The organism is Streptomyces sp. SAI-135 (assembly GCF_029893805.1).
Lineage (GTDB): Bacteria > Actinomycetota > Actinomycetes > Streptomycetales > Streptomycetaceae > Streptomyces.
On record NZ_JARXYP010000002.1, the window covers coordinates 3,086,662 to 3,112,489 of the forward strand.

The window sequence follows — 25,828 nt, forward strand, 5'->3', positions numbered from 1 at the left end:
GACTGGCGCAAGCGCGGCACGACCAGGAGGCGCTCCCTTGGAGCTGAGCAGACGTACATTCAGCGCCCTCGCCGGCACCACGGCGCTCGGCTTCGCGCTGAGCGGCAGCGGTGGGGAGACCACCCGGGCCTACGCCTCCCACAGCGTGCCCACCGGGCCCGCGCCCGGGGCGCCCGCCGCCGACCGGGCCCGCCACAAGGTCGGCTACGACAAGTACTCGCTGCTGGTCGACGGCCGGCGCCTGGTGCTGTGGTCCGGCGAGATGCACCCCTTCCGGCTGCCGAGCCCGTCGCTGTGGCGGGACATCCTGCAGAAGATGCGCGCCCACGGCTTCAACGCGGTGAGTGTCCACGTGGCCTGGAACTACCACTCCCCGGGCCCCGGCCAGTACGACTTCACCGGCGTCCGCGACCTCGACCTGTTCCTGCGCACGGCCGCCGAGACCGGCCTGTACGTGATCCTGCGCCCGGGCCCGTACATCGACGCCGAGGTCGACGGCGGCGGCTTCCCCGGCTGGCTCACCGCGACCGCGGGCCGGGCCCGCACCTTTGACCCGGCTTACCTCTCGTACGTCGACGAGTGGCTGACCGAGGTGAACGCCATCGCCGCCCGGCACCTGTTCACCAAGGGCGGGGGCACGGTCCTGCTCTACCAGATCGAGAACGAGTACGACGCCTTCGTCGACGAGTCCCTCGGCCGCGACTACATGTCCCACCTGTACAAGAAGGTGCGCGCCGACGGGATCGACGTCCCGCTGTTCCACAACGACAAGGGCAGGAACGGCTACTGGACCCCGGGGTCCTTCAACACCGGCGGTGAGGAACGCGGCTGGCTCTACGGCTTCGACGGCTCCCCCTTGCCCGAGGAAGTGCCGCCGGACTGGGGGGACTTCGGTGAGGGCGGGCTGACGGGCGGGGCCACGGCCAGTCCCGGGACGCCGGGGTTCGTCCCGGAGTTCGGCGGGGGCCGGCCCGATCCGTGGGGCGGGGCCGCCCTCGACGGCAAGGGGTACGCCGAGGCGCGGTACAGCCGGGACGCCGCCTACGAGCGGCGCTTCCAGCTCACCAACCTCGCCAACGGCATCACCGTGCACAACGTCTACATGACCTTCGGCGGCACCTCCTGGGGCTGGCTGCCCGCGCCGCAGGTCTACACGTCGTACGACTACGGGGCGGCGATCGACGAGGCCCGCCGCCCGACGCCCAAGCTGGCTCCCCAGCACCAGCTGGGCCATCTCCTGCGGACCGTGCCGGACTTCGCCAAACTGGACCGGTCCGACCCGGTGCGGGCCGCGGACGAGCGGCTGAAGGTGTACCACCTGACCAACCCGGACACCGGCTCGCACGTGTACGTCGTACGCAACGACACCGACGCGCCGATCACGACGTCCGTCCCGGAGGCCGGGATCGACGTGGCGTTCACCGTCGCCGCCCACGACGCCCGACTGCTCGTCACGGGACTGCAGTTGGGCGAACGCAGGCTCAAGTTCGCCACCGCGCAGCCCATGATGTTCCTGAAGGCCGGCCGGTTGGACATCGCCGTGTTCACGGCCCCGCACGGCGAGATGGCCCAGGTCCTCCTCGAGTGCCCGGAGGAGCCGCTGGTCACCCGGGGTGACTCGGACCCCGCGTGGAACTACGACCTCGGCGTCCTCAGGATCACCGTGCCGGTCGGTGCCGGCGGCCTGGCCCGGGTGCGGGTCGAGGGCGGCGGCAGCGACACCCCGCTGCTGCTGCTCTTCGCCGACGACCCCTGGTCGCTGCGGCTGTTCCCGGTGGACACCCCGACCGGGCCGGTGCTGGTGTACGGGCCCTCGCTGGTGCGCGGGGTCACCCTGGACGGCACGACCGTCCATCTCACCGGCGACACCGTCAAGGGCACGGGCATGGAGGTGTGGGGGCCGCGCGGCATGGACCGGATCACCTGGAACGGCCGCCCGGTGCCCGCCTCCCCCACCACCATGGACAGCCTGCGGGCCGACATGCCGGCCGTGCCGGGACAGTTCCCCCTCCCCGCCGTGGGCGCGGTGCGGCTGCCCGCGCTGGGCGGCTGGCGCCGCCGTGACGAGAACTTCGAGGCCCTCCCGGACTACGACGACTCCGGCTGGACCCGGGCCGACCGCACGACCTCGCACAGCGTCACCCCGGTCCCGGAGGGGCAGCCGGTCCTGTTCGCCGACGACTACGGCTTCCACTACGGCGACGTCTGGTACCGGGGGCGCCTGACGGACGCCGAGGAGCTGGAGTCGGTGTCCCTGGCCTACAGCACGGGCGCGCAGGGGCTGCTGATGGCGTGGCTGGACGGGGAGCCGCTGGGCACGCACCGGATGCCGGTGCCGGACAAGGGCAGCGCGCACAAGGGGAGTTGGACGGCGACGGCCACCTTCGACACACCGCCGCCCGCCGGGCGCTCGCCCCGTGTCCTGTCCGTGCTCGTCCGGCGGATGGCGCACGACACGGACGGCGGGTCCGCGGACTCCCACAAGGCGGCCCGGGGACTGACGGCGGTCACCTTCAAGGGCGGTTCCGCGAGGGCGAGCTGGCGCATCCGGGGCGAGAGGGCACCCGACCCGGTGCGCGGGCCGCTCAACAACGGCGGCCTGTACGGGGAGCGCAAGGGCTGGCATCTGCCGGGATTCGGCGAAGAGCACTGGGAGGACACGGAGTTGCCGCGCGCCGACCGGCGCCAGGGGGTCACCTGGTACCGGACGACGTTCCGGCTCGCCGTGGACACCGGCATCGACGCCTCCGTCGGCCTCGTCCTCGAGGACGACCCGAAGCGCGCCTACCGCGTCCAGATCTTCCTCAACGGCTGGAACATGGGCCAGTACGTCAACGACGTGGGCCCGCAGCACACCTTCGTCCTGCCCAACGGCATCCTGCGCACCCGGGGCACCAACACCCTGGCGCTGGCGGTGCTGTCCGACGGGACGACGGAGTCCGGGCCCGGGGTCGTACGGCTGGCGCTGCTGGGGGCTTCTGCCGGAGGTGTACCCGTCACGCCGGTGGACTCCCCCGGCCGCTAGCCCGGGCGGTCGCGCAGAAGAGCACCGCGGAGGTGGTCTCCGGCCGCGCCTCGCTGGGCCTGGACTTCGCCGTCGTGGAGGAGTGCGCGCGCCACGACGAGTGCGGCACGTTCGCCGACGCCTTCGACGGCCACGTCCTCCTGGTCGAGTACACGAAGAAGGGCCTGGCCAAGGCGTGCGCCGGCTGGAGCTGCACCCTCGGCGTGGTGCGCCGGGACGAGGAGGTCGTGCCCGAGGGCGCCGCGGGTTTCCTGCGCGAAACCTGCTGACGCCCCCGGGGTGCCCGGTTCAGCCGAGCCGGATCACGTTCCAGGACAGCGGCTCCAGTACGGCGGTGAGGGTGCCGTCCTCCAGCGCGGTGCCCTCGGCCGCGTGCGGGGCGACCCGGTCGGGCGCGTCCAGGGTGTTGCGGGCGTCCGGGTCGGCGTCGGCGAGGACGCTGTGCTCGACGACGTCCGTCAGCCCGAGGCCGCTCAGGGCGACTTCGAGGGGCAGCGACTCGCTCCGGCTGCGGTTGACGGCGAAGACGGTGACCGAACCGTCCTCGGCACGGACCGCGGTGGCGTGCAGGAGGTCGGTCTCGCCGAACTTGCGCGTCTCGTACGTCGGTGAGTCGACGCGTACGTCGAGGACCTCGCCGCGGCCGTACCGCGAGGCCTGGGCGAACGGGAAGAACGTCGTCTGGCGCCAGGCCGGGCCGCCGGGCTCGGTCATGATCGGGGCGATCACGTTGACGAGCTGGGCGAGACAGGCGACGGTGACGCGGTCCGCGTGCCGCAGCAGGGCGATGAGGAGGGAACCGAAGACGACCGCGTCCAGGACGCTGTAGTTGTCCTCCAGGAGGCGGGGCGCCTCCGCCCAGTCCCGGGCACCAGAGTTCTCGATCTCGTGCCACTTCGACATGTACCAGACGTTCCACTCGTCGAAGGAGAGGTTGATCTTCTTCTTCGACTTGAGCCGCGCACCGATGTGGTCGGCGGTGGCGACCACGTTCTCGATGAAGGACTCCATGTCGACGGCGGAGGCCAGGAAGGAGTCGAGGTCGCCGTCCTCGGGCTGGTAGTAGGCGTGCAGGGAGATGTAGTCGACGAGGTCGTAGGTCTCGGCGAGGACCGTCGCCTCCCACTCGGCGAAGGTGGGCATGGACTGGCTGGAGGAGCCGCAGGCGACGAGTTCGACTCCCGGGTCGATCTGGCGCATCGCGCGGGCCGTCTCGGCGGCGATCCGGCCGTACTCCGTCGCCGTCTTGTGGCCGGTCTGCCAGGGGCCGTCCATCTCGTTGCCGAGGCACCACAGCCTGATGCCGAAGGGATCCTTGTCGCCGTGGGCGGCGCGGAGGTCGGAGAGGGCGGTGCCGGCCGGGTGGTTGGCGTACTCCTGGAGTTCGAGGGCCTCGGCGACACCCCGGGTGCCGAGGTTGAGGGCCATCATCGGCTCGGCCTGGGGGCCGATCTTCTTCAGGAAGGCGATGTACTCCGAGAGGCCGAAGCGGTTGGTCTCGGTGGAGCGCCAGGCGAGGTCGAGGCGGCGGGGCCGGTCCTCCACCGGGCCGACGCTGTCCTCCCATTTGTAGCCCGAGACGAAGTTGCCGCCGGGGTAGCGGACGGCGGTGACGCCGAGTTCGCGGACGAGGTCCAGGACGTCGGTGCGGATTCCGTTCTCGTCCGCGGAGGGGTGACCGGGTTCGAAGATGCCGGTGTAGACGCAGCGGCCGAGGTGCTCGACGAAGGAGCCGAAGAGACGGGGGTTCACTTCGCCGACGGTGAAGGCGGGGTCGAGGGTGAAGCGGGCGGTGGACTTGCTCATGGGGACCTTTCAGGAACGGAGTTACCGGACAACGGGCCAGTCACGCACCCAGCCGAGCCTGTTCAGGCCGAGCTTCGGCGTGCCGTTGTCCTCTGCGTCGTAGTAGTGGTAGGCCAGCCATTCCTGGCCGCGGGTGCGGAAGACCGACTCGCCTCCCGTGCCGATGTACCTCCCGTGTCCTGCCAGCAGCAGGTCGCCGCCGCCCGCCGACAGCGGCTTGCCGGTGCTGTCGACGTACGGGCCTGTGACCGTCGTGGCTCTTCCGACCCTGATCTTGTACGTGGAGTTCACTCCCGCACAACAGGCGTCGTAGGACGCGAGGAGGTAGTAGTAGCGGCCGTGCCGCACGACGGACGGGCCCTCGACGGCGTACGGGGCGTCCGGGCGGGTGGCCAGGTGGTGGACGTCGGCGCCGGGGAGGGCCTTTCCGGTGGCCGGGCTGAGCTCGACCATGCGGATGCCGGTCCAGTACGAGCCGAACGACATCCACAGCCTGCCGTCCGCCCTGATGATCGCCGGGTCGATGGCGTTCCAGGCGTCGGTGGTCTCGGAGGTGAAGACCTTGCCGTGATCGGTCCAGGTGCCGGGGAGGCCGGACGGGGAGGTGGCCACGCCGATCGCGGAGTGGTTGGTGCCCCAGGACGACACGGCGTAGTAGAGCCAGTACCGGCCCGCCCGGTACGAGATGTCGGGCGCCCAGGGATCTCCGGTGTCGTTGTACTCGTACCACCACGCCGGCGGCTCGGCGAAGGCGTTGCCCGCGTCGGTCCAGTGCCGGAGGTCCTTGGAGAGCCGGGCCCCGATGACCCCGCCGGTCGAGTAGGCCGCGTACCCGCCCGTCTTCAGCCGGACGACCGTCGGATCATGGATGATCTGCTGCCCGCTGATCGGAACCGGATCGGGATAGCCGGTGTCCGCCTGCACCGGCCCCGGCACGAGCGCGACGAGGGCGGCGGCCAGAACGGCGGCGACTCTGAGGCACTTCAACTGCGGCTCCCTGTGTCGGTGACGGCCCGTCGGGACCGAGGCGATGGGGACGGCGAGGCCGTGACGCGGTGGTGGCATGCGGTAGGGGTCGTGCCCCGGGCAACGGAGGGTCCCTGCCACCGAGAGGACGTGTGCGGCCAGGGTGAGCCGGTGCCCTTGCCCAGGCGCGGACAGACCACACCCGGCGCCGAGCCCCACCCGGACCCCGACCGGACCGACGCCGCGGTGGGACCGCGCCCAGCCGATGCCGCCTCGCCCGCACACCGACCACCGAGGAACGACAGGCCGCCCAGGTCACGCTCGACGGCGAGCCCCGCCCCGGGCCGCGACCCACCGGGACCGCACCCGGCTGCCACCGCCCTTCTCCACACACCGACCACCGAAGCGCAGGCCCCCGGCAGACCCATCGAGACGCAGGTGCCGGGGCGTGATCGGGCCGACGCCGCGGTGGGACCGTGCCCTGCTGATGCCTTCCTTCGGGTGCGACGCAGGACCCGGTCGGCGGCTGCCGCCTCGTCACGGCCGTCGGCCAGGCCCGCGCCGTGACGCGGTCGTCCGTTTCCGTGCTGTCGGGTCACTGGCCCGCCAGGCCCGTGTGGGCCACGCCCGCGACGATCTGGCGTTGGAAGAAGACGAAGACGACGATCAGCGGGAGGCCAGCCATCAGGCCGCCGGCCATGAGCTGGGCCCACTGGATGCCGTAGGAGTTCATGACGGTCGCGATGCCGTTCGGCATGGTCATCAGGTCGGGGTTGTTGGTCACCATGTAGGGCCACAGGAAGTTGTTCCAGGAGGCGATGAAGGTGAAGATGCCGACCGCCGCCAGGGAGGGCCGGGCGAGGGGGACCACGATCGTGAAGAAGACCCGCCAGCGGCCCGCGCCGTCGATGAACGCGGCCTCCTCCAACTCGCGCGGCACGCCCTGGAAGAACTTGTAGAGGATGTAGACCATCGCGGCCGGAGCGCACTGGGGAAGGATCATGCCCCAGTACGTGTCGACCATCCCCAACTGCTGGACCGTGGTGAAGAGGGGGACGCCGAGGACGGCCGGGGAGATCATCAGGCCCGACATCACGATGCCCATGAGCACGCTCTTGCCGCGGAACTCGGTGCGGGAGAAGCCGTATCCGGCGAGCGCGCTGACCGTCAGCACGACGGAGGTGACGCAGACCGACACCACCAGCGAGTTGATGAACCAGTTGGTGATGTTGCCGGTCTCCCACAGCGCCTTCCACGCCTGGACCGTCCAGACCTCCGGCAGCCAGTGCGGCGGGATCTCGGCCGCCTCCGCCTCGGACTTGAGCGAGGTGAACAGCGCGGCCGCGATCGGTGCGACGAAGACGGCGGAGACGGCGACACCGAGCAGCGTGAGGACGATCTGGCCGGGCGTCCAGGGCTTGCGGGGACTCTTGCGGACCTGTACGGCGGTGGTCATCGGCCGCTCTCCTCACGGTTGCGCAGCAGCCGCATCCGGGTCAGGGCGACGACTGCGATGATCACGAAGAAGATGATGGACATCGCGGAGGCGTAGCCCACGCGGTAGCTGGTGAAGCCCTGTTCGAGGGTGTACTGCACGAAGGAGCGGGTGCTGAGCTCCGGTCCGGGCCCGAAGTCCATCATCACGACGGCCTGGTCGAAGAGTTGCAGCGAGGCGAGGATCTGGAGCGCGATCACCAGCCCGGTGATGTGGCGCAGCATCGGCAGCGTGATGTGGACCATGCGGTGCCAGGCGTTCGCGCCGTCCAGCTTCGCCGCCTCGTAGAGGTGGTCCGGGATGCCCTGGAGGGCGGCGAGGTAGAGCAGGAAGCTGAAGCCGACGGTCCACCACAGCGTCTCGATGACGATGGCGAGCATCGCGTACGACTTGTCGGTCAGCCAGGGCGTGTCGAGCCCGAAGGTCTCGTTGACCAGGCCGATGCCCTGGGTGAACAGCCACTGGAACATGTTGGCGGCCACCGTCGAGGGCAGCAGGAACGGCACGAAGAAGCACAGCCGCCACAGCCACTTCCCGCGCTCGATGTTGTGGGCGAGCATCGCCAGCAGGAAGGCGAGGACCGTGATGCAGGGGACGACCAGCAGCGTGAAGTACGCGCTGTGGCCGAGCGCGTCCCACAGCGCCTGGTCGCGCAGGGCCTCGCGGTAGTTGTCGAGGCCGACGAAGCTCGCGCCCTCGCCGGAGATGTTGGCGTCGGTGAAGCTGAGCCAGACACCGCGCAGCAGCGGCCAGACCACGAACAGCGCGAAGAGCGCCAGGAACGGGGCGACGAACCAACCCCCGTGCTGGAAGCCCTGCTTGCGGCGGACCGTGGCGACGGCGGTCGCGGTCCTGGCGCGGGCCGGTGCGGCGACGGCTCCGGTCGTCATGTGAGCGCTGGTCGTCATGCGACCGCACCTCCCTGCGCGGCGGTCCTGCCGTCCATCGGGTTCTTCGAGGCGAGGAGCTTGGTGAGGTGTTCCTTCATGGTCCGCGCGACCGACGCCGGCTTGGCGGAGCCCATCGTGGAGGAGACGACGACCGGGCCGAGGTCCTGGGCGAGCACGCCGGTGGAGCCCGCGAACCACACCTTCGGTTCGGTGGCCTGGTGGTTCATGGCACTGACGTACTCGTTCTGCGGGGTGAGCTTCTCGTACGCCTCGGTGGAGAGGGTCGGCGTCCAGGCGGGGATGTGACCGCCGGCCGCCCACTGGAGGGCGTGGGTGACGACGTACGCGGCGAGTTCGTGGGCGCCCTCGTCGGCGGCGCCGCCGCGGCCCGCCTGGTGGGGCAGGACGAAGGCGTGCGACTCGGCGTGGGTGGCCTGCTTGCCGAAGACGGGCGGCAGCGGGGTCGCGCCGTAGTCCAGCCCGGCGCCGGAGAAGACCGGCACGGACCAGTTGCCCTCCCAGGTGAAGGGGGCGCCGTTGATGAACTGCTCGCCGGTGGGGGCGCCGGGGATGACGTACCCGTCGGTGACGTGGCGGCGGAGGAACTCCAGTACCCGGGTGGCCTTGTCGGGGTCGAAGAGGACCTCGGTGTTGTCGGCGTCGAACCACCGGCCGCCGAGCTGGGTGTAGAAGGCGACGAAGAACCACCACTGGAAGTTCTGGTCGTTGGTCCACAGGCCGATCGTCTGGAGGCCCTTCTTCTGGGCGGACTTGGCCTGCTTGAGGACGTCGAACCACTCGTCGGTGGAGGTGACCGGGACCATCCGGCCGTCGTCGCCGAGCAGGCCCGCCTTCTTGAGCACGTCCTTGCGGTAGAAGCAGAGCTGGACGTGGATGTCGAGGGGGAGGGCGTAGAGCTTGCCGTCGATGACGCCGCGCTTCCACAGGGCGGGGTTGTAGTCCTGCTCCCGTACGCCGTACCGGGCGAGCAGGTCGACGTCCCACGGGTCGAGGAGGCGGCCCGGTGAGAAGCCGGTGACCCGGCCCATGTGCATGACGCCGAGGTCGGGGGCGCGGTTGCCCGCGGCCGCCATGGCGAGTTTGGTGTAGAAGGGGTTGCCCCACTGGAGCGTGGAGTCCTTCACGTCGATGTCCGGACGGTCCTTGCGGAAGGCGTCCAGCATCGTGATCATGTTGGCGCCGTCGCCGCCGCTGAAGAGGTTCCAGTAGCGCACCCGGGTGTCCGCGCCGGAGGCGAGCGCGTCGGCCCCGGTGCCGAGGGCCGCGAAGCCGAAGCCGGCGGCGACGGTCAGTCCGCCGGCGGTGGCGAGAAGTCGCCTGCGGCTCAGGTCAGGTCGTCCCATTCCCTGCCCCATCTGTTCGAGATCTCGAATTGCGCTCGTAACTTCGAACGGGACCGTAGGCAGGAAGCGCTTTCCAGTCAATGGGTCGCGCAGGAAAATCGTTGCCCCGGTCCACCGGTCGAACAGGGGACGAGGACCGGACGCCGGATCGCGTGACGGGGACAGTTCAGGGCGCGTAGTCTCGAACGGCCCGTCCTACGGCGGCGGGAGAGCTCAGGGGGTGGGATGGACATCGCGGGTGCGCGCAGGAGTGCGGCCCGGATCGCCTCGGCGCTGCGACGCACCCGTGCGACCCCGGCCATGCGCGATCTGGTCTCCGGTCTCACCCAGGCGGTCCGGGCCGCCCCCCGCCCTCCGGCCGACGTGCCCGAACTGTGCCGGATCCTGTGCCAGGAGATGAGCGCGCGCCGCGGCGGCCGGCCCGTCGACCTGCGGTTCGAGCGGTTCCCCGACGAGATCGCGGTGACCGGACTGTGGGTGGAGTTCGGGGACTTCGACCTCGTGATCGTCGAGGAGCGGGCCGAGGAGATGCAGCAACTGGTCATCCTGGGGCACGAGTTGTGGCACCTGCACGCGGGCCACGCCCACCATCACGCGGCCGCGGCGGACGCGCTCGCCGGACGGCCCGGCTGGGACTCCGTCGCCCTGACCGTCGCCGCCCGCAACGGCTCCCGGGAGGCGGACGAGGCCGAGGCCGACGACTTCGGGCACCGGCTGGCGGCCGCGTTCCGGCCCTACACGACCGGAGGGGGCGGCGTCACTCCCGACCCCGTCCAGCGGTCCCTCGGCTACCGCCGGTCCGGAGGCAGGACACTGTGACGCGCCTCCCCCTGGCCGAAGGCGCCGGTGGGTTCTTCACCGGGCTGTACATCTCCTTCTGGCTGCCTGCCGTGGTCCTGACCGCGGCCCTGGTGATCAAGCTGCCCAGCATCCTCAAGCTGTGGCGGGACCCGTTGCTGCGGGCCGTGGGCGGCCTGCTGCTGTTCGCCTGCGCGGTCTTCGTCTTCGCGGCCCCCGGCACCATCGCCTGGACCAACCGCGTCACCGGCGTTCCCAACATCGCGGCACCCTGGGTGTACTCCCTGCTCACCGCGCTGTCCGCGTCCTGGCTGCTGCTGGTCGTGCACTGGCGCAACGGCCACACCGACCGCCGGGAGCAGACGCGGCGCGCGACCCGCTGGGTGGTCTCGGTCTACGCGGGCGTGGTCGTCGCACTGTGGGTGCTGTTCGCGCTCGCCGACGTGCCCGTGGAGCGGGTCCGGGACCTGGACACCTACTACGCGAACACGCCGTTCATGCGCGAGGAGATCCTGCTCTACCTCCTGGCGCACGCTGTGGCCTGCTCGATCACGACTCGGCTCGTGTGGAACTGGATCCGGACCGACGGCCTCGACGGTTGGCTGCGCTGGGGCCTGAGGTTCCTGGGCATCGGCTATGCGACGAACCTGCTCTTCGGCGCGGCCAAGCTCACCGCCGTGGCGGCCCGCTGGACAGGCCGGGACCTGGACTGGCTGAACACCAATATCGCGCCCTCGGCCGCCTGCATCGCCGCCACCTTCGTCGCGATCGGCTTCATCGTCCCGCACGTCGGGCAGTACCTGCAGGAACGCTGGCTGGTGCGCCGTCGCTACCGGAACCTGAAACCCCTCGCCCGGCTGCTGCGGACCGTCGCCGGCGGCCGCGAACCGCTCGCGCTGCGGGCGACCGCCGAGATGCGCCTGATCCGTCGCGAGACCTACATCCGCGACGCGCTGCTGTACCTGTCCCGCTTCCTCGACGAGGACCTGCGCCGCCGGGCCTACGGCGCCGCCCTGGCCCTCGGCCACGATCCCGGCCGGGCACAGGAGCTGGCGGCCGCGGTGGCGATCGTGGGCGCCGTCGAGACCCGCGGGCGTGCTCCGGACGGCGAGGGGCGGTGCGAGGCCGACACCACCTACCTGCTCCAGGAGATCCAGGCCGTGTCCGAGGCCCTGGGCCGCCCCGACGAGATCTCGGCGGTCCGTGTCCGCGCGGCCGTCCCGGCAGAGAGCGTTTCCACGCATGACTGAACCTCCCTCCCCCGCCGCAGTCGCTGTCGTCCTCGGGGGATCGCACACCGGCATGCTCGCGGCCCGGGCCCTGGCCGGCCACGCCGACCGGGTCGTCGTCGTGGAGCGCGACGACCTGCCCGTGGCGCCCGCGCCCCGCAAGGGGCTTCCGCAGGCCCGGCACGCCCACATGCTCTGGTCGGGCGGGGCCCGGGCGATGGAGCAGCTGCTGCCGGGCATCACCCGGGCGCTCCTGGCGGCCGGGGCACGTCGGGCCCCGGTCACCACGGACATGGTCGTCCTCTCGCCGCACGGCTGGTTCCGGCGCTGGCCCGAGTCGCACCACGTGCTCCTGGCGAGCCGCGACCTGCTGGACGCCACGGTCCGGGCCCGGGTGCTGGCCGACGACCGGATCGAGCTGCTCGCGGGCACGGAGGTACTGGGGCTGACGGGCGACGCGCGGGCGGTCACCGGGGTCCGGGTGCGGGAACGGGACGGCCGGGAGCGGACCATGGCAGCCGGTCTGGTGGTGGACGCCACCGGCCGGGGCTCGGGAGCGCCCCGCTGGCTCGCCGGTCTGGGGTTGCCGGCGCCGGAGCAGCGCGAGATCGACTCCGGCCTCGTGTACGCCAGCCGGCTCTATCTCGCGCCCGAGCCGGCCCGCGAGGGCTTCCCGGTGGTCAACGTGCAGTCCGACCCGCGGGACGGCGGCCCCGGCCGGGCGGGCTTTCTGCTGCCCATCGAGGACGGCCGCTGGATAGTGACCCTCAACGGCACCCGCGGCGGCGAACCGGGCGCCGCCGCGGACGCCTTCCTTCCGTTCGCCCGCGAGAAACTGCGGCACCCGCTCATCGGCGACCTGATCGCCGGAGCTGAACCGCTGTCCGACGTCGCCGTCACCCGTACGACCGTCAACCGCCGTCACTTCTACGAGCGGATGCCGGCCTGGCCGGAGCACTTCACGGTCCTCGGCGACGCGGTCGCGGCGTACAACCCGCTCTACGGGCACGGACTGGCCGTGGGAGCACAGAGCGCCCTGCTGCTACGAGAGTTGACGGAGCGTCATGGCTTCGGCTCGCCGGGGCTGTCCCGCCGGGTCCAGAAAGCGGTCGCCCGGCCCGTCGGGGCAGCCTGGGATCTCGCCGGCGGACAGGACGTCTTCTACCCGGGGGCGACGCGGGAGGGGCCGACCCGTCGGGACCGGCTCGTGGCCGCGTACGTGTCCCGGCTGCTGCACACGGCCACCGGGAACGGACGCATCGCCCGCCGGGTGACGGACGTGACCTCACTCGAGCGGCGGGCGGAGGTGCTGCTGAGACCGTCCGTCCTGTTGGCGGCGCTGGCCGGGCCGCTCAAGCCGCCGTTGACCGAACCGCCGCTCACCGCCGAGGAGTTGAAGAAGGCGGGACTCGAGTAGTCAGCCCGCGAACGGCTGTTGCGGTACGCCCTTCCCGGCCCCCGGCACCACCAGCAGGGAGCCCGCGACCGGGTGGGGGGAGCTCAGTCCCACCCGGGCCGTGGTGATGTAGAGGTCGGTCAGGTCCGGGCCGCCGAACGCGCACGCGGTGACGCGCGGGGTCGGGAGGGTGAGCACGCGGTCGAGCGCGCCGTCGGGCGTGTACCGCCGTACCGCGCTCCCGTCCCACAGCGCGACCCACACGCACCCGTCGGCGTCGACCGTGAGCCCGTCGGGGAACCCGGCGCCGTCCTCGACGGCGACGAAGGTCCGGCGGCCGGAGATCTGCCCGTTCTCGTGGTCGAAGACGTCGATCCGCCGCGTCGGCGAGTCGACGTAGTACATGAGCCGGCCGTCCGGGCTCCAGCCGGTGCCGTTGCTGACGGCCACGTCGTCGAGGACCGTGCGGTGCGTGCCGTCACCGGTGACACGGGACAGGGTGCCGCCGCCCGGGGCCTCGTCGTAGCGCATGGTGCCGGCCCACAGGGAGCCGTCGGGGGCCACGGCGGCGTCGTTGGCGCGGCGGCCGGGGACGGGCTCGTGGTGGAGCCAGCGGAAGGAGTCGTCGGGGGCCAGCAGGGCCACACCGTCCCGCAGGTTCAGGACGAGTCCGCCGCCCGCGCGCGGCTTGACGGCGCCGATGTGCTGGTCGAGGACGCGGACCGTGCGGCGGCCGGAGACGGGGTCGAAACTGTGCAGCCGGGCGCCGAGGATGTCGATCCACAGCAGCCGCTCACCGTCCCAGGTGGGCCCCTCGCCGAGGGTGGCCCCGGCGCGCACGGCGACGTCGTAGTGCGCGTACGGGGTCATCCCACGCTCCGGTGGCCGAGGCGCTCGGACAGCTCGGCGGCGCCCTTGGCGGCCAGCTGCTCCAGCTCGCCGCGGCGGTCGTCGCTCCAGCGGATCATCGGCACGGAGATGGAGAGCGCGGCGACGACCTGCCCGGTGCGGTCGCGGACCGGGGCGGCCACGCAGGAGACGTCCGGGTTGGACTCGCGGTTCTCGACGGCGACCCCGCGCCGGCGGATCTCGTCCAGGGCCTCGCGCAGGGCGGCCGGGTCGGTGATGCTGTTGGGCGTCATGGCCACGAGCTTGCCGTCCTCCGGGATCCGGGAGGCGAGCTGCGGCTCGGGAAGGGAGGCGAGGAGCATCTTGCCGACGGAGGTGCAGTGCGCGGGCAGCCGCCGGCCGGCGGCCGACACCATCCGCACCGCGTGCGTCGAGTCGACCTTGGCGATGTAGATGACGTCGGTGCCCTCCAGGATCGCCACGTGCACGGTCTCGTCACAGGTCTCGGCGACGGACCGGGCGACCTGCTGGCCCTCGGCGGCGAGGTCCAGCTGCTCGGCGTACCGGCTGCCGAGCTGGTAGGGCCGCACCCCGAGCCGGTAGCGTCCCGGCTGTCCCGGGACCTGGACGATGTACGACCGGGCGGCGAGAGTGGTCACCAGCTCGTGCACGGTGGTGCGCGGCAGCTGGAGCTTGCGCACGATGTCGGGGGCGGAGAGCGTCCCGTCTCCGTCGAGGAAGAGCTCGAGAATGTCGAGAGCCCGGGTCACGGCAGGTACGAGGCGTCCCACAACCGGCCCCCTCCCTTTGCGTCTAAGAAGTCTGCGTTCGAAATTTCAACAGACGATCGGCATGACGAACACAGGCTAGCGACAGGCGGTTTCTCCGGGCAATGGGCAAGGAGGACGAAGACCCACTTCGTGTGCGGCACGTCACACCGGGTCGCTCACGCCAGCTCCCCCCGCAACCGCCGCGCCCGCAGCACCAGCTCCAGTTCGAAGCGGCGGTCCGGGTCGTCGATCTCGTCGCCCCACAGCTCGCGGATCTGGCGGAGGCGGTAGCGGACGGTCTGGGGGTGGACGCCGAGGCGGGCCGCGACCTCCGGGGCCCCGCCGCGGGTCTCCAGCCAGGCGAGCAGGGTCTCGGCGAGGCGGCGGCCGTGGGTGGGGCCGCAGTGGCGCAGGGGGGCCAGGCAACGCAGGGCCAGGTCGTCGATCAGCTCCTCGGGCTGGAGCAGGACCAGGGCCTCGGTGTGCTCGGTGCAGTAGAGCACGTCCCCGGCGGGGAGCAGGTCGCGCTCCATCAGGCGTACGGCGGCCTCGGCCCAGCGCAGGGACTTCGCCGCGTCGGCCAACGGGACCGGGGGGCCGATCGCGCCGGCCCAGCCGGTCAGGGCCCGGTGCAGGAGTTCGGGGCGGCCCGCCGCGTCCGGTTCCGGGACGACCATGCGGGGCTGTTCGTAGTCCATGTCCAGCAGGACGCTCTGGCCCACCGCGGGGGGCACCGCCTCGCGGGCCGGGCGGAGCAGGACGCCGACCGCCACCTTCTTCGGCAGGGGCCAGCCGATGCGGGCCGCGCGTTCCGTCAGCGCGTCCGCCGGATCACCCCGGTGGCGTTCGGCGAGGAGTAACTCCATCAGACGGCGCTGGAGGCGCAGGCGCTCTCCGGCCTGGCGGGCCGCGGCCTCCGCATAACCCCGGACCGACTGGTCGACCAGGCCGTCCAGGTACTCGTAGCCCGCGTCCACCAGCTCGTACATCGCGGGCGGCGGGATCTCGACGCGCTGGCCGATGTCGGCGAAACGGCGCCAGGCCAGGCGTACGCCCATGCGGTAGATCGCCTGGAGCGAGTCCAGGCTGCGGCCGTTCAGCCCCTCGCCCCTGCCGAACTCCTGGAAGACGCCGGGCGGGACCGTGGGGCGGCCCTCCGCCGTCTCCAGGTGCTGGACGAAGACCTCGATCGCCCGGCGGATGCCGACCAGGGCCATCGGCTCGCCGGACTCGTCCAGGACCACGGGCAGGTGGGGGTACTCGCGGCGGATCTCGCGCAGGATCTCCTCCGCGAGCGAGGGGGCCTCGGACATCGCGATGGCAGCGAACCGGCGGACCTTCAGACGCGGGACGTCATGCCAGGCCGACCGGTTGTTCACGGCTGCCGGACGGGCGGCCACCGGTCAACTCCCCTGGTCCGTCTGCTCGTAGGTGATCAGGGGTGTGTTGGGCTGCTCGGGCGTCGCCTCAAGGAGCGCGACGATGCCGAGGGCGGCACCGAGGGCGAGCAGTGCGGCGGCCACGACGGTCAGTGCGGCGGCGAGCAGTCTGGACATCGCAGGGGCAGCCTCTCTCGAGCGGCTCGATCCGGCGTCCCACCCAGCATCCAAGCCCGGTACCCACCCTGCCTGTCGACCCAGTGTCGACAGGCGATTGACAATCCGTCAAGACATTGACACCCCGTGCCAGGACGCCTACGGTCTCCGGCCCATAGAGCGGCCCGAACTCCGTCATCTCACGCCACAGGAGTGTCCGGATGCGCCGTACAGCCTCTCCAATCTCCCTGATTCTGCTGGGACTCGGCACGTTTTTGCTGGTACTGGCGCCCCTGCTCGCGTGGTACGTGGAACCGCGAGCGGCCGTGAACCCGATCGACATCGACCAGACCGCCGTCTACCGCGGGACGGGCAGCGTCTTCGACACCGAGGAGCTGGAGACGGTTCCCGGGCAGCGGATCACCGTCACCCAGCGGGTGCGCGGCGACGTCGAGGACAGCGAGCGCAGCGGCCGGGCCGCGGTGTGGGACGTGACCACCACCGTCGACACCGACAAGTCGCTGCCAGCCTCCGACCCGCACGACGCCCTGGAGTTCGTCCCGCACCGCTGGGTCATGGACCGGAGGACCACCAAGCCGGTGCACTGCTGCGGCGAGAAGCCGTACATCGAGGGCGAGGCCTACCTGAAGTTCCCCTTCGACGTGCAGCGACGCTCCTACCAGTGGTGGGACAACTCGCTGGGTTCGACGGTGACTTTGCGTTACCAGGGTACGAAGAAGGTTCAGGGGTACACGGGTTACCGGTTCACCGGCACGGTCGCCCCGGCGAAGGTCGGGACACGGCTCGTGCCGGGCACGATCGTGGACGAACCCGGCCGGCCGCAGGTGCTGGCCGAGGAGTGGTACTCCAACCACGGCATCGAGCTGGTCGTCGACCAGCGCACCGGCCGGGTGGTCTACGCGCAGGTCGGCCCGAAGCGCACCCTGCGGGCACCCGGCGCGAAGAAGGACGCCGTGGTCCTGCTGGACAGCCGGAAGATCGCGTTCACCACCGCGACCCAGAAGGAGGCGGTGCGGCTGGCGAAGCGGGACAGCGGACAGCTGCGCGCGGTGGGCGAGACGTTGCCGATCGGGGCGGCTGTGGCTGGATTCGTTCTGGCTGCCGTGGGGGGCGTTTTGGTGGTACGGGGACGCAGGCGCCCCGAGTCAACCGATATGAGCGGTACGCCCCAGCCTGTCCTCACGATGTGACTGGACGTCAGCTCTAATAAGCCCGGAAATTGTCACGTACGTGAGTAGCCACGGCGTTCGGGTGGGCGAAAACTGTGCCACCCCACCCGAGCACAACCCGTCCACACCACACTCCTAGGAAGCGCTCAGTCCCCCCACAACCAGCTGAAAAAAACCGCTGAGTTCCGCACCCTGAGACGAGTTGGAGCACCCATGCCCCAGCACGTGCCCCACCCGCTGCGGACGTCCCCCCAGGCGTCGCAGCGGCAACCCTCACCGCACAGCCCGCACCACACGTCGGCGCTCCCCCCACCCCCTCGCCGAATCGTTTTTCTCGCCCATCGTGACCTCGACAACCCGGCCGCCGGCGGCTCCGAGCTCCTCGTCGACCGGCTCGCCGACGGACTGACCCGGCTCGGCCACCAGGTGACCCTGCTGTGCGGCGGCCCGGCCTCCTACCGGGACTACCGCGTGGTGTCGGCGGGCGGCGAGTTCGGCCACTACCTGCGCGCCCGCACGGCCTTCGCCCGCCAGGTCGGCGAGACCGACCTGCTGGTCGAGGTCTGCAACGGCATGCCGTACCTCGCGCCCCTGTGGCACCGCGGCCCCACCCTGTGCCTGGTCAACCACGTGCACACCGACCTGTGGAAGATGCGGTTCGGCGGGCCGCTGGCCCCGGCCGCCCGGATCGGCCGAAGACTCGAACACTGGGCGCTGGCCGGTGCGGCGGCCCGGCACCGGAGTCTGCTGGTCGCCGTGTCCCCGTCCACGGCCCAGGCCCTGCGGGCGATCGGGGTGGAACGGGACCGTATCCGGGTCGTGCACAACGGGGTCGAGGAGCCCGAACCCCTGGTGCGCCGCTCCCCGGAACCGCTCTTCGTGGCCGTGGGCCGGCTCGTCGAGTACAAGCGGATCGACCTGCTGCTGAGACTGTGGGAGCGGGTGCGGCCGGTGACCGGAGGCCGGCTGGTGATCGTCGGCGACGGACCCGAGCGCGCCCGGCTGGAACAACTCGCCGGCCCCGGTGTGGAGTTCACCGGCCATGTCTCCGAGGCCGAGAAGCACCGGCTGCTGTGCGAGGCGTGGCTGCTGCTGCACCCCTCGGCCGTGGAGGGGTGGGGCCTGGTCGTCACCGAGGCCGCGACCCGCCAGACGCCGACCGTCGCCTTCGACGTACCCGGGCTGCGGGACTCCGTCGTGGACGGGGAGACCGGCGTGCTGGCGCGGGGCGAGTCCTCGTTCGCCGCCGCCTGGTGCACGCTTGCCCTGTCGGGACATCGCCGGGAAGTGATGGGCAAGGCGGCGCGGGACCGGGCGGCGCGTTATCGCTGGCACCGGACTGTCAGACAGTTCCGGGCTGTTGCCGCCGAGGCGGTGAGGGGCTGGGGGCCGTGACGCGGCTGCGGGTGCGTCGTGGCTGGTCGCGCCTGCGCGGCGGTAGCCGCATGGCCGACACCGCCCCGCGCCCCCAGACATTCAAGGACCCCTCGTTCAGACGTTCCCTGCATCTGTTCCGGGCCTTCCTGCACGAGCAGGACGACCCCGGGGCCTGCTACGCGCTGCTCGCCCGCGACGCCGTGGACCAGGTCGAGGCCTACGACGGTCCCGTCGCCGGACGTACGGTCGTGGACGTCGGCGGCGGCAGCGGGTACTTCACCGAGGAGTTCCGCAGACGGGGTGCCGACGCATTCCTCTTCGAGCCCGACCCGCGCGAACTGGGGGAGAAACCGCCCGGCTCCACCGTGATCGCCGACGGCTATCTGCTGCCCCTGCGGGACGCGGCGGCCGACGTCACCTTCTCCTCCAACGTCCTGGAGCACGTCGCCGATCCGGAGACCTTCCTCAGCGAGCTCGTCCGGGTGACCCGGCCCGGCGGGCTGATCTACGTGTCGTTCACCAACTGGCTGTCCCCGTGGGGCGGTCACGAGTGGGCGCCCTGGCACTACCTGGGTGCCGAGCGGGCCCGCGCCCGCTATCGGCGCCGTACCGGAAAGGCCGCCAAGCACACCCTCGGCGAGAACCTGTTCGCCGTGCACATCGGCCCGACCCTGCGGCAGGTGCGCGCCCGGGACGACGTCACGGTCGTCTCGGCGCGCTCCCGCTACTGGCCCGTCCTCGCGGAGACCGTCGTACGGGCTCCCGGCATCCGCGAGGTCGCCACCTGGAACCTCCTCCTCATCCTCCGGCGGTGTCCACCATGACGACGTCCACGGTCCAGGCCCCTCCACCGGCAGCCGTCCCCACCACCGCGATCATGTCGGGCCCCCCGGAGGGCCCGCGGTCGCGGAGCTGGCTGCTGGGGTTCTGGGCCGTGGTCTTCGTGCTGTTCCTGGCGGTGCACCCGGGCCGGCAGACCTTCGACACCAAGTTGGGCGTCACCACGGACCCGGGGCGGTTCCTCGCCGACCTCGGACAGCTCTGGCACGACCAGGGCTCCTTCGGCGGCATCCAGGACCAGTACGTCGGCTATCTGTGGCCGATGCTGCCGTTCTACTGGCTGGGCCACGCCCTCCAGTTGCCGGTGTGGCTGGTGGAGCGGCTGTGGTTGTCGGTGGTCGTGTCGGTGGCCTTCTGGGGGGCGCTGCGGCTGGCCGAGCGGTTGCGTGTGGGCACGGGGGCGTCCCGGCTGCTCGCCGCCGTCGCGTACGCGCTGTGGCCGACCTTCACCATCGTCGTCGGCTCGACCTCCGCGGCCGCGCTGCCCGGTGCCTTCCTGCCCTGGGTGCTGCTGCCCCTGACGAACGAGCGGTACAGCGCCCGGATCGCCGCCCTGCGCTCGGCACTGGTCGTCCCGTTCATGGGCGGGGTCAACGCGGCCTCCACCCTGGCCTGTCTGCTCCCGGTCGGGCTGTACCTCCTGTCCCGGCCCCCCGGACCACGGCAGCGCAAGCTGATCGCCTGGTGGGTGCCGGGCGTCATCCTGGCGACGGCCTGGTGGGTGATCCCGCTGCTGCTGCTCGGCTTCTACGGCGAGAACTTCCTGCCCTACGTCGAGAGCGCACGCACCACCACGGAGACGATGTCGGCGACCGAAGCCCTGCGCGGGGCCGGGAACTGGGTCGCCTATCTGCATCTGGGGGAGGCGTGGCTGCCGGCCGGCTGGAGCGTGGCCTCCTCGGTGATCGTGGTCCTGTGCTCGGCGTGCGCGGCCGGGCTCGGACTCGCGGGCCTGGCGCGGCGGGACCTGCCGGAGCGCAGGTGGCTGGTGCTGACCGCGCTGACGTCCGTGCTGGTGCTGCTCGCGGGGTACGGCGGCGCGTTCGGCGCCCCCTTCCACGGGGTGGTGCAGGACTGGCTGGACGGCGGTCTCGCCCCGTTCCGCAACATCTACAAGTTCCAACCGGGGCTGGCCCTCGCGCTGGTGCTGGGCCTGGCCCATGTGGTGGGCGTGGCCGCCGAGGCCCGCGGGGCGCGAGAGATCAGAGGCCGCCGGTACGCCCCGCTCGTCGCGGCCGTCCTCATCCTCCCCGGGCTGCTGTGGCCGTACCTCAACGGCTCGATCCTCAACCCCGGGTCCTTCCAGGAGCTGCCGAAGTACTGGCACACCACGGCCGACTGGCTGGAGAAGTACTCCCCCGACTCGCGCGCGCTCGTCGTCCCCGCGACCGCGCACGGCATCTACACCTGGGGCTCCCCCATCGACCAGCCGCTCGACGTCCTCGCCGAGTCCCGCTGGGCGCAACGGGACTACGTCCCCTTCGGCACCCCCGGCAACCGGCGGGCCACGGACGCGGTCGAGCAGGCGCTGCTGACCGGCGGCGAGATACCGGGCCTGGCCGACTACCTGAGCCGGGCCGGCGTCTACTACGTCGTCGTCCGCAACGACCTCGACCCGGACCAGATCGGCGCGGTGTCGTCCTCGGTGGTCAAGCGGGCCCTCGAACAGTCCGGCTACGAGCGGGTGACGGGCCTCGGGCCGCTCATGACGGGCGGGCGGATCGCGCACGACACCCCGCTCCAGATCGAGGGGCTGTACCCGAGGCAGCGGGCGGTGGAGATCTACCGTCCGGCGAGCGAGGACGTGCCGCGGCCCGGACAGGCCGGTCTGCTGCCGGTCGCCGACACCGCCCAGGTGTCCGGCGGCCCCGAGTCACTGCTGCCGCTCGCGGCCGAACTGCGGGGCCGGGCCACGGTGCTGACCGGTGACAACCACCCCGGTCTCGGCACCCCGCCGCTCCAGATCGCCGGCGACGGACTGCGGCGGGCGGACACCCGCTTCGGGCTCGTCAACGCGAACACGTCGTACACGTACACGAGCGACGAGCGCAACGCCTCCGGGGCCGCCCAGGACGCCGGTGAGAAACCGCACCAGATCCTGCCGACGACGGGCCGGACGCACCAGACGGTCGCCGAACTGCGCGGCGCCCGCTCGGTGACGGCGTCCTCGTACGGCAACTGGCTGTTCCACCTGCCGCAGTTCGACCCGGTCAATGCCTTCGACGGCAACCCGGACACCGCCTGGGCGGAGGGTGTCGCGGGCTCGCCGGACGGGCAGTGGCTGCGCATCGGCCTGTCCGATCCCGCGTACGACATGCCCTCCTCCTTCAAGGTCACGCCGTTGCCGCAGGAGAGCGTGCGGTCGGCGGCGACCAAGGTGCGGGTGGAGACGGAGCGGGGCTCGCGGACCAGCTTCCTGCGGGCCGACGGATCGACGCAGAGCGTCAAGGCGCCGCCCGGGGCGACGGGTTGGATGAAGCTCACCATCGTCGACTCGGTCGCGCGGCGAGCCGGTCTCGCCGGGGCCGGGTTCTCCGAGATCGACCTGCCGCACGTGCAGGTGACCCGGCTGCTGCGGCTGCCGACCGACGCCGAGCGCACGGACTCCGCCGCCGAGGTCGTCTCCCTGCACCGGGTGCCCGACCCGGCCGGGATCTCCCCGACCGGCACCGAGGCCGGCCTGCACCGCCGCTTCACCACCGAGTCCTCGGGGACGTACTCGGTGAAGGCGAGCGCGGTGCCGGTGACCGGGGAAGCACTCGACAGACTGCTGTACGAGGTGGCTCCGGACCAGCGCAACCGCATCACCGCGACCGCCGACTCGACGGCCGGCCTCGGCACCGGCCTGTCGGCCCGCAACCTCACCGACGGCGACCTCACGACCGCCTGGATCGCGGGCGACCGCCCCACCGTCCACCTCAGCTGGAACGGCAAGCAGCCCGTCTCCGAGATCGTGCTGGCAGCGGCGGGCGGCCTCTCCACCCGTCCCACCGAGGTCGACATCACCTCGCCCGACGGGGCGACGGTCGCCGGGGTCGACGAGAACGGCGCGGTGCGCTTCCCCGCGATCACCACCGACCGTCTCGACATCACGATCACCAAGACGGCCCCGCTGGTTTTGCACAACCCGGTCGCCGACGAGGACCTCCAGCTCCCGGTGGGACTCACGGAGGCGTACCTCCCGGCCCTCGACCAGTACCGGACCCCGCAGCCGAAGGCCGGCCGGACGTTCTCCCTGCCGTGCGGCAAGGGCCCTGTCCTGGCGGTCGACGGGAAGCTGTACGAGACGGGTGTGTCGGGCCGGATCCGCGACCTGACCGAACGGCGTGCGCTCACCGTGACGCTGTGCCGGTCGGGCCGCTCGGACGCCGACCTGTCCCTCGCCGCCGGTGAGCACACCGTCGAGGGCGGGGACGCCGGGCCGCTCGCGCTGACCGACATCACCCTGACCCGCGGCACGATCGCCGAACCCACCTCCCTCAACCGGGAGTTGCGGATACGGGACTGGCTGGGCGACCGGCGCGAGGTGACCGTCGGGTCCGGCGCCGCCTCGTACCTGACGACGTACGAGAACTACAACGACGGCTGGAAGGCCACGCTGAACGGCGAGTCCCTCACCCCGCTGCGGCTCGACGGCTGGCAGCAGGGCTGGCGGATCCCGGCGGGGGCGGGCGGCGCCGTGAAGCTGTCGTACGAGCCGGCGACGACGTACGACGGCGCGCTGGTCGGCAGCGCGGTCGCACTGGCGGTGCTGGTGGGCCTGGTGCTGTGGCGCAGGCGCACCCCCAACCCGGACGAACCCCAGCCGGTGCCTCCGGCGCCGGGGGTGTGGCTCGGGGTGGTGGCACTCACGCTGGTCGGTGTGGTGATCGCCGGATGGTTCGCACTGCTGGTCCCGGCGCTGGCGCTGCTCGCGTCCCGACGCCATGCCTGGCTGGTGCCGATCGCCTTCGCGGCCCTGGCCGGGGCGGGCATCGCCGCGGCGGTGGGCGCGGGCGAACCGGTGGGCGCCGGCGAGGGAGGCTTCGGGCACGCGGCCCAACTGCTGGCCCTGATCGGACTGTTCGCAGCACTGGTGAGCGTCCGGGAACCGCAGGCACCTCCCGGTTCCGAGGCACCTACGCAGCAACTCCCGCCGGTCCAGGTGGAAAAGGGAAGGGGCGAACCGGCATGACGCCTGCCGCACGGATCCCGTTCCCGGTCGTGGACGAGGTCTCCCGCCACTGCCTCCAGGAGGAGGAACCGGAGACGGTCCACATCGAGGTGCACCTGCCGGGCCGGCTGGACCGGTCCCGGCTGCGGAAGGCGTTCCTGGAGGCCCTGCACCGCCACCCCCGGATCCTGATGCGGGAGGCCCAGGGGGGTTGGTTGCGCCGCCGCTACGAGTGGGAGCTGACGGCGGAACCGGATGTGGAGGTGGTGACCTTTCCGACGCCGGGGAGGAACGCGTTGCGGGACGCAAGGACGAGGGCCCTGGAGGAGGCACCCCCACTCTCGCTGTCCCCACCGATCCGTCTGGAGGTGGTGGAGGGAGCGGGCCCGGCGGAAGGCAGCGAGGCATCGGACATGGTCGGCCTGCACCCACCTGATTGGGGGCGCGGGGCTGTATCGATCAGCGGCTCCGCCGCGGGGCGCGACCAGCCCCCACTCCCCCGCACCCGAAACGCGACCGTCCTCTTCCTCACCATCAACCACACAGCCCTGGACGGCCCCGCCTGCCTCCGCATACTCGCCACGGCGGCCGAGATCTACGGCGGCAAGGACAACTCCCCCACCCCAGCTCCCACCCGCGCACCGGACCCCCCGCAGAGCCCGGAGACACCCTCCAACTGGGCCCGCCCGGCCCGCGTAGCGAAGGGCACACCCGAGCACACCCCCGGCAACGGCCTCCTCGTCACCGAACTCCCCCTCCCCCACCGCCCCAAGGGCTCCCCCTACACGGTCAACGACCAGCTCATGGCCGCCACCGCCCTGACGGTCGCCCACTGGAACCGGGAACACGGCCAGTCCCCCCGCCCCCTGCGCATCACGATGCCCGTGGACGACCGTCCCAGGGACGCGACCATGCCCATAGGCAACGGCACACGGCTGGTCGAAGTCCCCTTCTCCCCCTCGGAGTTGCCGCACGACCCGGCCGGCATGCCCGAGTTCCTGCGCCGCACGGCCGAGCGGACCCGGGCCCTGAAATCCCTCCCCCGCCCCCAGCTCGGCCACGGGGCCGGCCTCCTCACGGCCCCGGTCACCCCGGTGGCGTGGCGGGCCGCCCTCACCCGCGGCCTGCGCAGGGCGGCGGCCCCCCTGGACCTCCACCACCCTCCTCAGCAACATCGGCCGCATCCCGTACCCCCTGGACTTCGGCGAGGAGGCCGGCCGCGCGCACGCCGTGTGGTTCTCGGCGCCCGCGAGGATGCCCCGCGGCCTCACCGTCACGACCGCCTCCACCGCGGGCCGGCTGCACCTCGCCCTGCGCTGGTCCCGGGCCCTGCTCGGCCACGGCGACGGCGCCCATCTGCGGGACCTGTTCGAGCACTACCTGCACACCACGGAGGTGGCCCCGTGAACACCACCGCGCCCCCGCGCCGCGGCGGCCTCAGGGACTTCTACGAGGACCCGGCCGTCCCGGTCGCCTCCGGTACGCCCCGCTCCCTGCGCCAGGCCCGCATGCTGGCCGCCGCCCTCGGAGCCGGCGGAACGGCCCCGTGCACCGTCCTGGACATCGGCTGCGGCGACGGCACCGCGGCCGCCACCGCCGCCCCGCTCCTCACCGGCCACCGGATCGTCGGCGTCGACTGGTCCCAGGACGCCCTGCGGCGCGCCCGCGCCCGGCTGCCGTACGCCGTTCGCGGGGAACTGACCGGCGAAGGACTGCCGTTCAAGGATTCCTCCGTCGACGCCGTGCTGTTCAGCGAGGTCGTCGAGCACCTCGTCGACCCCGACGCCGCACTCGACGAGATCCGCCGCATCCTGCGGCCGGGGGGCCATCTCATGCTGTCCACACCGAACCTGGCCGCCTGGTACAACCGCGGACTGCTGCTGGCCGGTGTCCAGCCGGTGTTCTCGGAGGTGAGCCTGCGGGCGATCCACGGACGGCCGGGCCATGAGGTCGTGGGGCATCTGCGGCTGTACACGGCCCGTGCGCTGCGCGGGTTCGTCACGGCGGCCGGCTTCGAGGTCGTACGGCTGGCGGGGGCGCCCTTCCACGGGGTGCCGCGTCCGCTGCGCGCACTGGACCGGCTGGCCTGCGCCAGACCCTCGCTCGCGTCGATCCTGCTGCTGCACGCGCGCAAGACCTGAGGGG

At 72.0% G+C, this 25,828-nt stretch carries 18 protein-coding genes and 2 pseudogenes; 11 read left to right on the top strand and 9 right to left on the bottom strand.

What is annotated here, in order from left to right; translation table 11 throughout:
* Nucleotides 1–37 precede the first annotated feature (37 nt).
* Together M2163_RS18430 and M2163_RS18435 are read left to right on the top strand one after the other, a co-directional pair.
* Nucleotides 38–3,025, top strand: coding sequence for a beta-galactosidase (locus M2163_RS18430; RefSeq protein ID WP_280851696.1), 2,988 nt, complete (start codon nucleotides 38–40; stop codon nucleotides 3,023–3,025).
* Between the two features lie 17 nt (nucleotides 3,026–3,042).
* A pseudogene (locus M2163_RS18435) lies at nucleotides 3,043–3,294 on the top strand (endo alpha-1,4 polygalactosaminidase); the annotation flags it as partial.
* Between the two features lie 19 nt (nucleotides 3,295–3,313).
* On the opposite strand, the gene M2163_RS18440 reads toward M2163_RS18435, so the two are convergent.
* The 5 genes from M2163_RS18440 to M2163_RS18460 form a co-directional block, all read right to left on the bottom strand.
* Nucleotides 3,314–4,831: an alpha-N-arabinofuranosidase gene (locus tag M2163_RS18440; RefSeq protein WP_280851695.1), complete on the bottom strand. Its 1,518-nt coding sequence runs from the start codon at nucleotides 4,829–4,831 to the stop codon at nucleotides 3,314–3,316.
* 21 nt (nucleotides 4,832–4,852) lie between these two features.
* Complete coding sequence (locus M2163_RS18445; RefSeq protein WP_280894490.1) at nucleotides 4,853–5,818, bottom strand: arabinan endo-1,5-alpha-L-arabinosidase; 966 nt, start codon at nucleotides 5,816–5,818, stop codon at nucleotides 4,853–4,855.
* A 574-nt stretch (nucleotides 5,819–6,392) separates the two neighbouring features.
* Nucleotides 6,393–7,253: a carbohydrate ABC transporter permease gene (locus tag M2163_RS18450; RefSeq protein WP_280894491.1), complete on the bottom strand. Its 861-nt coding sequence runs from the start codon at nucleotides 7,251–7,253 to the stop codon at nucleotides 6,393–6,395.
* Nucleotides 7,250–8,200: a sugar ABC transporter permease gene (locus M2163_RS18455; protein WP_280894492.1), complete on the bottom strand. Its 951-nt coding sequence runs from the start codon at nucleotides 8,198–8,200 to the stop codon at nucleotides 7,250–7,252. The genes M2163_RS18450 and M2163_RS18455 overlap by 4 nt, the downstream gene beginning before the upstream one ends.
* Entirely contained in the window at nucleotides 8,197–9,546 is a 1,350-nt protein-coding gene (locus tag M2163_RS18460; RefSeq protein ID WP_280851691.1) for an extracellular solute-binding protein, read from the bottom strand. The genes M2163_RS18455 and M2163_RS18460 overlap by 4 nt, the downstream gene beginning before the upstream one ends.
* 225 nt (nucleotides 9,547–9,771) lie before the next feature.
* Here M2163_RS18460 and M2163_RS18465 point away from each other — a divergent pair, with 225 nt between their 5' ends.
* From M2163_RS18465 to M2163_RS18475, 3 genes are read left to right on the top strand one after another with little or no spacing between them, the layout of a single operon-like run.
* Nucleotides 9,772–10,365 carry a toxin-antitoxin system, toxin component family protein gene (locus tag M2163_RS18465; protein WP_280851690.1) on the top strand — a complete coding sequence of 198 codons (594 nt, stop codon included), beginning with the start codon at nucleotides 9,772–9,774 and terminating at the stop codon, nucleotides 10,363–10,365.
* Complete coding sequence (locus M2163_RS18470; protein ID WP_280894493.1) at nucleotides 10,362–11,594, top strand: MAB_1171c family putative transporter; 1,233 nt, start codon at nucleotides 10,362–10,364, stop codon at nucleotides 11,592–11,594. Before M2163_RS18465 ends, M2163_RS18470 begins: the two co-directional genes overlap by 4 nt.
* Nucleotides 11,587–12,990: an FAD-dependent oxidoreductase gene (locus tag M2163_RS18475; protein ID WP_280851688.1), complete on the top strand. Its 1,404-nt coding sequence runs from the start codon at nucleotides 11,587–11,589 to the stop codon at nucleotides 12,988–12,990. Before M2163_RS18470 ends, M2163_RS18475 begins: the two co-directional genes overlap by 8 nt.
* Here the strand turns inward: M2163_RS18475 and M2163_RS18480 are convergent, their stop codons facing one another.
* From M2163_RS18480 to M2163_RS18495, 4 genes are all read right to left on the bottom strand, one after another.
* Nucleotides 12,991–13,839, bottom strand: a complete 849-nt coding sequence (locus M2163_RS18480) for an SMP-30/gluconolactonase/LRE family protein (protein WP_280894494.1) — start codon at nucleotides 13,837–13,839, stop codon at nucleotides 12,991–12,993.
* Nucleotides 13,836–14,609, bottom strand: a complete 774-nt coding sequence (locus M2163_RS18485; protein ID WP_280851686.1) for an IclR family transcriptional regulator — start codon at nucleotides 14,607–14,609, stop codon at nucleotides 13,836–13,838. Before M2163_RS18485 ends, M2163_RS18480 begins: the two co-directional genes overlap by 4 nt.
* Nucleotides 14,610–14,764: 155 nt before the next feature.
* Nucleotides 14,765–15,988 carry a helix-turn-helix domain-containing protein gene (locus tag M2163_RS18490; RefSeq protein WP_280851685.1) on the bottom strand — a complete coding sequence of 408 codons (1,224 nt, stop codon included), beginning with the start codon at nucleotides 15,986–15,988 and terminating at the stop codon, nucleotides 14,765–14,767.
* Nucleotides 15,989–15,991: 3 nt separating this feature from the next.
* Nucleotides 15,992–16,144, bottom strand: a complete 153-nt coding sequence (locus tag M2163_RS18495) for a hypothetical protein (RefSeq protein WP_185092818.1) — start codon at nucleotides 16,142–16,144, stop codon at nucleotides 15,992–15,994.
* Nucleotides 16,145–16,344: 200 nt separating this feature from the next.
* On the opposite strand from M2163_RS18495, the gene M2163_RS18500 reads away from it, so the two are divergent.
* The 6 genes and pseudogenes from M2163_RS18500 (at nucleotide 16,345) to M2163_RS18525 (ending at nucleotide 25,824) form a co-directional block, all read left to right on the top strand.
* On the top strand, nucleotides 16,345–17,334 hold the full coding sequence (locus M2163_RS18500) for a DUF3068 domain-containing protein (protein ID WP_280851684.1): 990 nt from the start codon (nucleotides 16,345–16,347) through the stop codon (nucleotides 17,332–17,334).
* Nucleotides 17,335–17,526: 192 nt separating this feature from the next.
* On the top strand, nucleotides 17,527–18,708 hold the full coding sequence (locus M2163_RS18505) for a glycosyltransferase family 4 protein (RefSeq protein ID WP_280851683.1): 1,182 nt from the start codon (nucleotides 17,527–17,529) through the stop codon (nucleotides 18,706–18,708).
* A gap of 50 nt (nucleotides 18,709–18,758) precedes the next feature.
* Nucleotides 18,759–19,514 (top strand): class I SAM-dependent methyltransferase, encoded by a 756-nt coding sequence (locus M2163_RS18510; RefSeq protein ID WP_280894495.1) that lies wholly within the window; start codon nucleotides 18,759–18,761, stop codon nucleotides 19,512–19,514.
* Nucleotides 19,511–23,704 carry a DUF3367 domain-containing protein gene (locus M2163_RS18515; protein WP_280897277.1) on the top strand — a complete coding sequence of 1,398 codons (4,194 nt, stop codon included), beginning with the start codon at nucleotides 19,511–19,513 and terminating at the stop codon, nucleotides 23,702–23,704. The genes M2163_RS18510 and M2163_RS18515 overlap by 4 nt, the downstream gene beginning before the upstream one ends.
* A pseudogene (locus M2163_RS18520) lies at nucleotides 23,701–25,090 on the top strand (condensation protein). Before M2163_RS18515 ends, M2163_RS18520 begins: the two are co-directional and overlap by 4 nt.
* Entirely contained in the window at nucleotides 25,087–25,824 is a 738-nt protein-coding gene (locus M2163_RS18525) for a class I SAM-dependent methyltransferase (RefSeq protein ID WP_280851680.1), read from the top strand. The pseudogene M2163_RS18520 and the gene M2163_RS18525 overlap by 4 nt, the downstream one beginning before the upstream one ends.
* Nucleotides 25,825–25,828: the final 4 nt, after the last annotated feature.